General features: G+C 69.2%; 9 protein-coding genes. 6 read left to right on the top strand and 3 right to left on the bottom strand.

Going from position 1 to position 9,900, the window contains the following annotated elements:
- The coding region (locus tag ACFPIJ_RS36105) for a transposase family protein (protein WP_380122064.1) at positions 1-702 on the top strand (702 nt) is incomplete at its 5' end.
- 329 nt (positions 703-1,031) lie between these two features.
- Here ACFPIJ_RS36105 and ACFPIJ_RS36100 read toward each other — a convergent pair.
- Both ACFPIJ_RS36100 and ACFPIJ_RS36095 read right to left on the bottom strand, forming a co-directional pair.
- Positions 1,032-1,538, bottom strand: coding sequence for a DUF1801 domain-containing protein (locus ACFPIJ_RS36100; protein ID WP_380122062.1), 507 nt, complete (start codon positions 1,536-1,538; stop codon positions 1,032-1,034).
- Between the two features lie 294 nt (positions 1,539-1,832).
- Positions 1,833-2,444, bottom strand: a complete 612-nt coding sequence (locus tag ACFPIJ_RS36095) for an SAM-dependent methyltransferase (protein ID WP_380122095.1) — start codon at positions 2,442-2,444, stop codon at positions 1,833-1,835.
- A gap of 187 nt (positions 2,445-2,631) precedes the next feature.
- On the opposite strand from ACFPIJ_RS36095, the gene ACFPIJ_RS36090 reads away from it, so the two are divergent.
- From ACFPIJ_RS36090 to ACFPIJ_RS36070, 5 genes are all read left to right on the top strand, one after another.
- Positions 2,632-5,253, top strand: coding sequence for a type I polyketide synthase (locus tag ACFPIJ_RS36090; RefSeq protein WP_380122060.1), 2,622 nt, complete (start codon positions 2,632-2,634; stop codon positions 5,251-5,253).
- A gap of 182 nt (positions 5,254-5,435) precedes the next feature.
- The gene (locus tag ACFPIJ_RS36085) at positions 5,436-6,320 is read left to right on the top strand and encodes an NmrA family NAD(P)-binding protein (RefSeq protein ID WP_380122058.1); all 885 of its coding nucleotides are present in this window, start codon (positions 5,436-5,438) and stop codon (positions 6,318-6,320) included.
- 55 nt (positions 6,321-6,375) lie between these two features.
- Positions 6,376-6,990, top strand: coding sequence for a TetR/AcrR family transcriptional regulator (locus ACFPIJ_RS36080; protein ID WP_380122056.1), 615 nt, complete (start codon positions 6,376-6,378; stop codon positions 6,988-6,990).
- Positions 6,991-7,093: 103 nt separating this feature from the next.
- Positions 7,094-8,080 carry an intradiol ring-cleavage dioxygenase gene (locus tag ACFPIJ_RS36075; RefSeq protein WP_380122054.1) on the top strand — a complete coding sequence of 329 codons (987 nt, stop codon included), beginning with the start codon at positions 7,094-7,096 and terminating at the stop codon, positions 8,078-8,080.
- Positions 8,081-8,098: 18 nt separating this feature from the next.
- Positions 8,099-9,103, top strand: a complete 1,005-nt coding sequence (locus tag ACFPIJ_RS36070; protein WP_380122052.1) for a protein kinase family protein — start codon at positions 8,099-8,101, stop codon at positions 9,101-9,103.
- 160 nt (positions 9,104-9,263) lie between these two features.
- On the opposite strand, the gene ACFPIJ_RS36065 is transcribed toward ACFPIJ_RS36070, so the two are convergent.
- Positions 9,264-9,899: an RICIN domain-containing protein gene (locus tag ACFPIJ_RS36065; protein ID WP_380122050.1), complete on the bottom strand. Its 636-nt coding sequence runs from the start codon at positions 9,897-9,899 to the stop codon at positions 9,264-9,266.
- Position 9,900 lies beyond the last annotated feature (1 nt).

The following is a 9,900-nucleotide window of genomic DNA, read 5'->3' as shown; positions in this document are numbered from 1 at the left end:
CAGCATCGATCCCGGTGGCGGCGCCTCGACCCGGGCCGGCAGGCGCTGCTCGCCCTGGCCCACCTGCGCAACGGCGACACCTACACGCGCCTCGCCGCCGGGTTCGGGATCGGGGTCGCCACCGCCTGGCGATACGTGCGGGAGGCGATCACGTTGCTCGCCGCGGCCGCCGATGACTTGGCCGCGGCCATGGCACGCATCCGTGCCGTCGCCTTCGCGATCCTGGACGGCACGCTCATTCCGATCGATCGCGTCGCCGATCAGCGGCCGTACTACTCCGGCAAGCATCACCGACACGGGGTCAACGTGCAGGTCATCGCCGATGCCGCTGGACGACTCGTCTGGGCGTCGCCGGCGCTGCCGGGCTCGGTCCACGACCTGACCGCAGCCCGCACCCACGGCATCATCGACATCCTGACCAGCGCCGACGTCATGACGTTCGCTGACAAGGGCTACCAAGGCGCCGGCGGGACGGTCCGCACACCATTCAAGCGCCACCGGCACCGGCTGAGACTATCTCGCCGGCAGAAGGCGGTGAACAAGGCGCACGCCAAGATCCGCGCCTGCGGCGAGCGGGCGATCGCCGCCCTCAAGACCTGGAAAGTCCTCGCAAAGTTGCGTTGCTGCCCGCGCCGAGCCACCACGATCGTGCAGGCCATCCTCGTTCTGCACCACGTCGAGACCGGCCGCCACGCACGATGAAAGTGGCTCATTGGACACGAGACGTCACCTTCCTAGAAGACGACTCCCAGCTCAGGACCGCAACCGCACCACGAGTCCGGGACAGCTCCGCAACCTCGCCTAGAAACACCTTCTGCGGCATCTGGCAAACCGTAATCAAATCGGACACTCCCGGACAACACCGGCCGTGCCAGTGAACTGGGTATCCTTCGATTTGTCGGAAGGGTGCCCAGGTATTTATGGGCGTCGTCCACTCCAGGACCATCGGACGCTGCCGCACAGAATGTGGTGCTGACGAGGCGCAACCCTCGTCAGCGATACACGTCGCCTTATGAGCGTGGCCCCGAGCCCTACTTGGTTGAGCGCCCCATGCCGCCCAAGCCCGCCGTGGCGGTGATCTGTTTCATCCACGCAGCGATCTGGGGCTCGTCGAGGTCTTTCTCGGACGCCAGCTCCACGCCGCGGGTTGCCTTGCCCATGCCGATTGGAGTCACCGGCGGTACCGGGTCCAGCAGTGTCGAACCGTTGATGAACATGAGCTTCACGTGGTCGGCGAAGGCGCCGCAGCTGAAAGACCACCCCTTACCGACGCCGTAGTACGCCTGCCCCCATTTCACCGCCCGCTTGACGTCCGGCAACGTACTGGCCGCGAGAGCATCGATTTTTTCCGCGATACCCCGTTGGGGCTGCGGAAGGCTTTCGATGTACGCGAAGACCGGCACGTCGCCGACGGCCGCCTTCGCTGAGCTCGCCGCACCGGTCATGTCCGCCGGCAACGGTTCGGGGCCGGTCAGCGTCGCTCTCGTATTCGCCTGTTGTCCCTGGGGCTGGCCTGCCGTCGGCTCGTTCTTCCTCACAGGAGCTCCTTCTGTCTGTGCCCGGCGACGTCTGCTGCACCAAAGGGTGTATGACCGGGCTGCCACTCGGCAACACATTCGCCCGGCCGCCCAGGGGTACCGCACTTGCCGATAAGTGCGCGGCTCGGTCGGCGCGGAAGCCTCGGCGACCGGCCGCTCCACAGGTTTTGGTCGACAACTGTCCTACCTGGAGCCTCGCACCCATCGATCACCGGGTCTACCATACCTGCCCTGAGCTGCAAGATCAGCTTGGAAAGGCTCATTGTCCACAGCGGACTGCGCGGAGCTTGCTCATCAGTTCTTCCTCGCTGTCACCATCGCGAAGGTGAGGAACTCGCCGGCGTCGGCGGCGAGTAGGTCGATCACCGCCTGGCGATTGTTTGGTGAGCCAGTCCAGTCGCCTGTGTGCTCGGCCGCTGCCTGTGTCCATAGCAGCCAGTCCCGCCAGCCATCTTCCTGCAGTCGTGCCGATGTGACGGTCACGAGTTCGGTGACTTCCCACTGAAAGCGCCACCACTCGGCGGTGTGCCAGGCGATCGGCTCCCAGCCGAACAGTTCCTTGATGCGCTCGCGGATCGCCCCGAGTTCCCGGACCTCCTGGGTCATTCCCGGCGTCGCCACTCCGAGTTGGCCGCCGGGCCGCAGGAACCCCGCGAGGTATGGCAGGTACCAGTCAAACGCGCCGAAATACTTGAACGTGTCGATGATGACGATGGCGTCGAAGCTGTTCTTCCCGAACGGCAGGTTGTGCGCCTCGGCCCGCACGGCGGTCACCTGGCCAGAAACGCCAGCGTCGGCAAACACGGCCGCTGCCTCATCCGGCGCGATCCACCAGTCGGCCGCCACGACCCAGACGCCGTACTCACGGGCCAGGAACACGGACGTTGCTCCCTTGCCGGAGTCCAGTTACTCACCCTGCCGACAAGGACCTGCAAGGCGTCGATGCCCAGGCACGCCGTGCACCGACGGCCTGTCCATAGCAAGGTGTCGCGACGGCTCAGGACACGAAAGACACTGAAGAATGTGTCGCCATAGTCCCTTTTGTACGGTTAGCGAGATACAGGCGCCGCTGGTCCTGCCGCCGGATGGTGCGGTGCAGGTGCAGGTGTGGGTCGGTGGACCGCAGGAGTCGGGCCGGCGTCCGGTCAACATCTACTCCCGCCCCGAGACCGACCAGAGCGACGGTGATGGTGACGGTGATGTCTGGGTGCGTCACGCCACCGGTGTGGTGTCCCCGGCGATGCCGACGCCCGCGTTTGACTTGACGGTGTGGCCTCCGCAGGGCGCGGTACCGGTGGATGTCGACGGCGTGTATGAGCGGTTGGCGGAGTCCGGGTTCGGGTACGGACCGGTGTTCCAAGGTATGCAGGCCGTGTGGCGCCGCGATGGCGAGGTCTTCGCCGAGATCGCCCTGCCTGAACCGGCCGCTGAGGAGGCCGGCCTGTTCGCGATACACCCGGCCCTGCTGGACGCAGCCCGACATCCAACGTTGCTCGATGCCAAACAGCCCGACAGCGACGGTATCGACGGGGACTTGCGGTTGCCGTTCGCGTGGTCCGGCGTGTCGTTGTTCGCTGCCGGCGCCGCGGTGTTGCGGGTCCGGTTGACGCAGGCAGGCGATGACGGGGTGGCGCTGGCGGTGGCCGACGGGACCGGTATGCCGGTGGCGATGGTGGAATCGCTGGTGCTCCGTCCGGTCACTGCCGAACAACTGAACATCACGGGTGGTGTTGCCCCGGCCTTCGGTGACCGTCTGTTCCAGGTCGACTGGTTGGTCCCGGCCGGGGCTGCGGCAGTGTCGGCTGAGGCGCGGTGGGCGGTGGTCGGTCCGGACGGGTCGGGCTTGGCTGCTGGCTTGCGGTCGGTCGGGGCGGGGGTGCAGCAGTATCCGGACTTGGCCGGGTTGCGGCAGGCAGTCTCTGATGGCGCGCCGGTGCCTGATCTGGTGCTGGCCGCAGACATCCCGGTCCCTGCTGATGGTGAGACCGGCGAGCGAGTGCGGGCGGCGACGGGTTGGGTGTTGGAGTTTCTGCAGTCCTGGCTGGCCGATGACCAGCTGGTCGCGGCCCGGCTGGTGGTCCTGACCCAGAACGCGGTCGCCGTCGACGCCGGCGCCGCTGGGACCGGTCCTGTCAACGACAGCAGTGGTGTTGATGTGGTGCAGGCGCCGGTGTGGGGGTTGGTGCGTGCGGCGCAGTCGGAGCATCCGGATCGGTTCGTGTTGGTGGATGTGGATGACCGGCCGGCGTCTCGGCGGGTGTTGCCGACGCTACTGGGCGGGGATGAGCCGCAGCTGGCGATCCGTGACGGCAACGCCTTCGCTCCCCGGCTGGCCCGGACCACACTGGCACCCCGGGAAGGCATCGACGTCACCGAACCGCACGACAGTGCTGGTGGTGGTTTCGGCGCTGGGACGGTGTTGGTGACTGGGGGGACCGGGGGTGTGGGGGCGTTGGTGGCCCGGCATCTGGTGGTCCGGCATGGGGTGCGGCATCTGGTGTTGACCAGCCGCCGTGGCCTTGATGCCCCGGGGGCGGTGCAGCTGCAGGAGGAGCTGGCGGGTCTGGGTGCATTGGTGCAGGTGGTGGCGTGTGATGTGGCTGATCGGGGTGCGGTGGCGGCGGTGTTGGCCGGTGTGCCGGACGACCGGCCGTTGACGGCGGTGGTGCATGCGGCTGGTGTGTTGGATGACGGGGTGGTTTCGGCGTTGACCCGGCAGCGGGTTGATGTGGTGTTGCGGCCGAAGGTGGATGGGGCGTGGCATCTGCATGAGTTGACCCGGGATCTGGACCTGTCGGCGTTTGTGTTGTTCTCCTCGGTGGCGGGCACGCTCGGTGCTGCTGGTCAGGGCAACTACGCCGCGGCGAACACGTTCCTGGACGGGTTGGCGCAGACCCGCCGGGCTGCGGGCCTGCCCGGGGTGTCCCTGGCGTGGGGGTTGTGGGAACAGGCCAGTGGGATGACCGGTCACCTCAGCGACACCGATCTGGCCCGGATGAGCCGTTCGGGTGTGACGGCGTTGAGTGCACAGCAGGGTCTGGAGTTGCTCGACACAGCGGTGTTGGCCGGGTTGTCCGCGCCGGCGAACCTGGTCCCGGCGCTGCTGGATGTCAGATCCTTGCGGTCCTCGGCTGCGGCGGGTCCGGTCCCGGCGCTGCTCCGCGCTCTGGTGCGACGTCCAGCCCGCCGGGCCCAGGCCAGCACGTCTACGGGTGGGTCCGTCCTGGCCCGGCGCCTCACCGGAATACCCGTCACAGAGCAGCAGACGCTGGTCCTGGACGTGGTCCGCGGCGAGGTCGCCGCGGTCCTGGGCCACGTCAGCCCCGCCGCGGTAGACCCAGACCGGGCATTCACCGAGGCCGGATTCGACTCGTTGACCGCGGTGGAGCTGCGCAACCGGCTAGGGACCGTGACCGGGCTGCGGCTACCGGCCACCTTGGTGTTCGACCACCCGACCCCTGCTGCGCTGGCCGCCTACGTGACAAAGCAGGTCGCTGGGACGCCCCAGGGCGGCTCAGTGTCCGCCGAGCTTGATCGGCTCGAGGCCGTCATGTCGGCCGCGAACCCCGCCGATCTTTCGGGCATCACGTCACGCCTTGAGGCCCTCCTCGCCAAATTCAGCCAGACACCGGATGCAGATGGTGCGAACGTCGCGGAGAAGCTCAAATCGGCTACTGCCGATGAGATCTTCGCCTTCATCGACAACGAGCTGTGAGAGCTCGCCGACGCCCATGCCGTCGCGGTCATCGATGCCGCTGCGGATGTAGAACAGGTGGTGGTGCACCCGGGATGGCCTGCTCGAACAGCGTCCGCACCACCCGATTCTCACCCGTGGCGGCCGGCGCCAAGGGTGGTTCGTGACGTTTGCGGGTGGCCGTTGCGGGTCAGTGTGCGGGCATGGCAGATCTGTTCCTGGTCACCGGGGCGACCGGCAAGACCGGCGCGTACGCCGTCCGTCAGCTGCGGGATCGTGACGCGCCGGTGCGGGCGCTCGTGCATCGGGCCGACGCGCGGTCCGCGGAGCTGGCCGCGGCGGGTGCTGAGGTCATGGTCGCGGACCTGCTCGATCCGGCCGCGGTGAGCGCCGCGACCCGCGACGTCACGGCCGCCTACTTCACCTATCCGATCATCCCGGGGCTGCTGGAGGCGACCACGATCTTCGCGCAGGCGGCCGCGGAGGCCAGGGTCGCGGCTGTGGTGAACATGTCGCAGATCTCCGCGCGCCGGGAGGCGGGCAGCCACGCGGCGCGGCAGCACTGGCTGGCCGAGCGGGTTCTGGACTGGTCGCCGGTCGCGGTCACGCACCTGCGGCCGACGTTCTTCGCCGAGTGGCTGATCTCCTTCTACCAGCCCGACGGGACGCTGCGGCTGCCGTTCGGTGACGGGCGGCACGCGCCGATCGCCGCGGAGGACCAGGCCCGCGTCATCACCGCGATCCTGCGGGAGCCGGCGCCGCACGCGGGGCGGGTGTACCGGCTGTTCGGCCACGAGGAACTGAACCACCACGAGATCGCGGCGGAGATGTCGGCGGCGCTCGGCCGGGAGGTCCGGTACGTGCCGGTCAGCCTCGACGAGTTCGGCGAGCAGCTGCGCGACCGCGGTTTCGGCGAGCACATCATCCAGCACCTGCGGGCCGTCGCCGTCGACTACCGCAACGGGGTGTTCGCCGGTACCAACGACGTGGTGCGCACGATCGGCGGGACCGAGCCGATGAGCGTGCGGGAGTTCGTCACCCGCAACAAGCAGTACTACGACGACCGGTCCACGACTGCCGTCTGGTGATGCGGGTGCGGTGGCCGCGCCGGAGGTGCAGGTGGAAGGCGGCATAATCTGGGGCATGCCGTCGAGCCCGGATGAAGCGCCCGCCCGCGGTCGGCGTGGGCGCCGGCCGGGGCAGAGCGAGACCCGGCAGGCGATCCTCGACGCGGCCCGGGCCCGGTTCGCCGCGGACGGCTTCACCGCCACGACGATCCGGAAGATCGCCGCGGACGCCGGCGTGGACGCGTCGCTCGTCATCCAGTTCTTCAAGTCGAAGGACGAGCTGTTCGGCGCCGTGCTGTCCGTGCCGCCGGCGGCGCTGGAGCGCATGACCGACGCCTGGGGCGGCCCGGCGGACGGCCTCGGGGAGCGCGTCGCCCGCGCCTTCCTCAGCGTCTGGGAGCAGGACCCGGAGGCGTCCGGGCCGCTGCTGGCGATGCTGCGCGGGGCGATCGCCCAGGAGCAGGCGGCGGCGCAACTACGGGACTTCATCGAGGCGCGGCTGATGCGGGGCGTACACGCCCACCTGCGCGACGATCATGACACCAGGCTGCGGGTCGGTCTCGCCTCGGCCATGCTGATGGGCATCATCGTCGCGCGGTGCGTTGTGCGCGTGCCGACCATCGCCGACGAAGACCTCGACGCGATCGTGGCCACGACGAGCGGCGCGCTGCAGGCGCTGCTCGTGCCCTGACGCGTTCGCAGGCGGTTCACAGCTGGGTCACGGCTGGTTGTACACGTTCACCGACACAGTGGGTGCTGACCAGGCAAAACTGTGCGTAGTGAGCGGAGGAACGATGCGGAACCAGCCGACTTTCCAGGGGCGGCCGCTGGCCCGGCCCGATGAGGAGCTCGTCGACCAGGGGCTTGGGTTCGACCTCGGGACCCTGATGGGGCGCCGGCAGATCCTGCGGGTGTTCGGCATCGGCGCCGCCGCGGTCGGGCTGGCCGCGTGCGGCAGCGACCCGACCTCCGAGACGGGCACGTCGTCGTCCACCGGGTCCACCGGGTCCGCCGGGTCCGCCGGGTCGTCCGGAGAGATCCCGGACGAGACCGCCGGCCCATATCCTGGCGACGGATCGAACGGGCCGAACGTCCTGCAGCAGAGCGGGATCGTGCGCAGCGATATCCGGTCCAGCTTCGGCACCGCCAGCGGCACGGCCCAGGGCGTACCGATGACGCTCGAACTGACGATCAAGGACCTTGCCAACGGCGGCAAGGCGTTCGCCGGTGTCGCCGTCTACGTGTGGCACTGCGACCGGGAGGGCCGGTATTCGCTGTACTCCGAGGGTGTCACCGACCAGAACTACCTGCGTGGCGTGCAGGTCGCCGACGCTGCCGGCAAGGTCCGCTTCACCAGCATCTTCCCGGCCTGCTACTCGGGGCGCTGGCCGCACATCCACTTCGAGGTGTACCCGGACCAGGCCGGCATCACCGCCGCCACGAACGCGATCGCCACATCCCAGGTGGCGCTGCCGAAGGATGTCGCCGACACGGTGTACGCCACCACCGGCTACCAGGCGTCGATCACCAACCTCGCCCAGGTCACCCTCCAGGACGACAACGTCTTCGGCGACGACGACGGCGTCAGCCAGCTCGGCACCGTCACCGGCGACGTCGCGGGCGGCTACGCGGTCTCGCTGACCGTCGGGGTCGACACCGCCACCAAACCGACCGGCGGCAGCATGCCCGGCGGCGGCGCCCCTGGTGGTCCGGGCGGCTCTGGTGGTCCCGGTGGCTCTGGTGGTCCCGGCGGCCCCCGCCCGAGCGGCGCGCCCTCCTGACGGGCATGATCGGTGGCGATGCCTACTGACCGGAGCCTCCGCCACGACCGTGTTTCCGCCGCCCTCGCGGGTCGCACCGACGACGAGCTGGCCGCGTTGCTGCAAGCCGCGCCCGCCGGCGCCGTCGGTGTCGGCGGCGGGTCGTCGGTGATCGACGTCGAGGGCGTGCCGGTGTTCGCCAAACGGATCCCGATCACGGACCGGGAGCTGGCCCATCCGCACAGCACGGCGAACCTGTTCGACGTGCCGGTGTTCTGCCAGTACGGCATGCACAGCGTGGCCGGGCCCGGCTTCAGTGCGTGGCGGGAACTGGCCGCGAACCTCGCCGTCACCGAAGGGGTGCTCGCCGGTGAGGCTGAGTGCTTCGCGCTGCTGCATCACTGGCGGGTGCTGCCCGGCCGCCCGCCCGTCGCGGACGAGCACCTCGACGTCGACGCCGTCGTCGCCCACTTCGACGGTAGCCGGGCCGTGCGCACCCGCTTCGACGAGCTGGCGGCGGCGACCTCGAGCCTCGTGCTGTTCCTCGAGTTCGCCCCGTTCGCACTGCCCGACACGCTGACCGACGCGGTGGCGAGGGCCGCGACCATCGAGCGGCAGTTGTTCGACATCGTGGGCTTCCTCGGTACCCGCGAAATCCTGCACATGGACGGGCACTTCGGCAACATCCGGGCCGACGACGAGCGGATCTACCTCGTCGACTTCGGCCTCGCCACGTCACCGCGGTTCGACCTGTCGGCCGCCGAGCGCGCCTTCGTCGAGCGCAACCGGGGCCACGACGCCGACTACGCGGCGATGCGGCTGGTGAACTGGCTGGTGACCGAGGTGTGCGAGGTGCCGGTGGGCGAGGGCGTCGCGGCCCGCAACGCGTACGTCGACCGGTTCGCGACCGGCGACATCCCGCAGGACGTGCCGCCGGTCGTGGCGGAGATCCTGGCCCGGCACAGCCCGGCCGCGGCGCGGATGAATGACTTCATCTGGCGGCTGTACGGCGGCGACATCCACGCGGAGTACTCCAGGACGTGATGCACCGGCGCTAACCGTGGCTGCGGCGCCGTCCACGTGATCGACCAGCAGCTCCAGGTCAGACCGTGGGACGCCGCCAGGGCGTTCAGCCGGATGCCGCAACGGCGGGGCCGGTCACGACTCGGAGGTCGTGACCGGCAGCCCTGTCAGCGTTCTCTGGTCAGTTGAGCACCTCGGTGGTGGTGGTCACCTTGAACGGCGCCCGGATGGCGAAACGGGAGCTGCCGAACAGGTCCTTCGCCGCGAGCACGACGGCCGTGCCCGCGCCGCCGCCACCGGCGACCTTCATGACCTTCACGCCGGCGGAGCTGGGCAGGCCCGACGCACGGTTGTACACGTAGCGGTACGCGTCGCTGCCGGTCTCGGAAGCGGGACCGTAGTACCACTGCTGGGAGAGCTTGCCCGGGTCGCACGGCTGCTGGACCAGGGCGGCGCCGGACACGATGGCTCCGGCCACGTCGATGCACTGGCCGGAGTGGCGGGCCCGCAGCAGGAACGTGCCGCTGTAGCCGGCCGCCGGTGACGCCCCGACGCCTTCGAGCGAGAACTGTGTGTTGTGCTGGCTCACGTGGCTCGGCCAGGCAACGATCGGCTCACCGTTGATGGTGACGCCACGGTTCACGGCCAGGCCGTCGCCGCTGTGCTGCGCGGTGAGCGTGTCGTAGTAGGTCGTCGTGGTGGTGGCCGATGCCGCTGCGGCCTGGGACGGCTCAGCCGAGGCGGAACCGGTCACCAGCAACGCCGCCGCAGCGGCGGCCGTCAATCCGAAGAACACCTTCATGGTCGTGATTCGCATC

This window comes from Dactylosporangium cerinum (assembly GCF_042653625.1).
Taxonomy (GTDB): Bacteria; Actinomycetota; Actinomycetes; order Mycobacteriales; family Micromonosporaceae; genus Dactylosporangium; species Dactylosporangium cerinum.
Note: the sequence above shows the minus strand (reverse complement) of the source record. Positions and strands in the feature narration are given on the sequence as shown.

Bases quoted from the DNA above. Each gene is read 5' to 3' on its own strand.
- ACFPIJ_RS36085 (WP_380122058.1), top strand. From the start codon at position 5,436: ATGGCAGATCTGTTCCTGGTCACCGGGGCGACCGGCAAGACCGGCGCG.
- ACFPIJ_RS36080 (WP_380122056.1), top strand. From the start codon at position 6,376: ATGCCGTCGAGCCCGGATGAAGCGCCCGCCCGCGGTCGGCGTGGGCGC.
- ACFPIJ_RS36075 (WP_380122054.1), top strand. From the start codon at position 7,094: ATGCGGAACCAGCCGACTTTCCAGGGGCGGCCGCTGGCCCGGCCCGAT.
- ACFPIJ_RS36070 (WP_380122052.1), top strand. From the start codon at position 8,099: ATGCCTACTGACCGGAGCCTCCGCCACGACCGTGTTTCCGCCGCCCTC.
- ACFPIJ_RS36065 (WP_380122050.1), bottom strand. From the start codon at position 9,899: ATGCGAATCACGACCATGAAGGTGTTCTTCGGATTGACGGCCGCCGCT.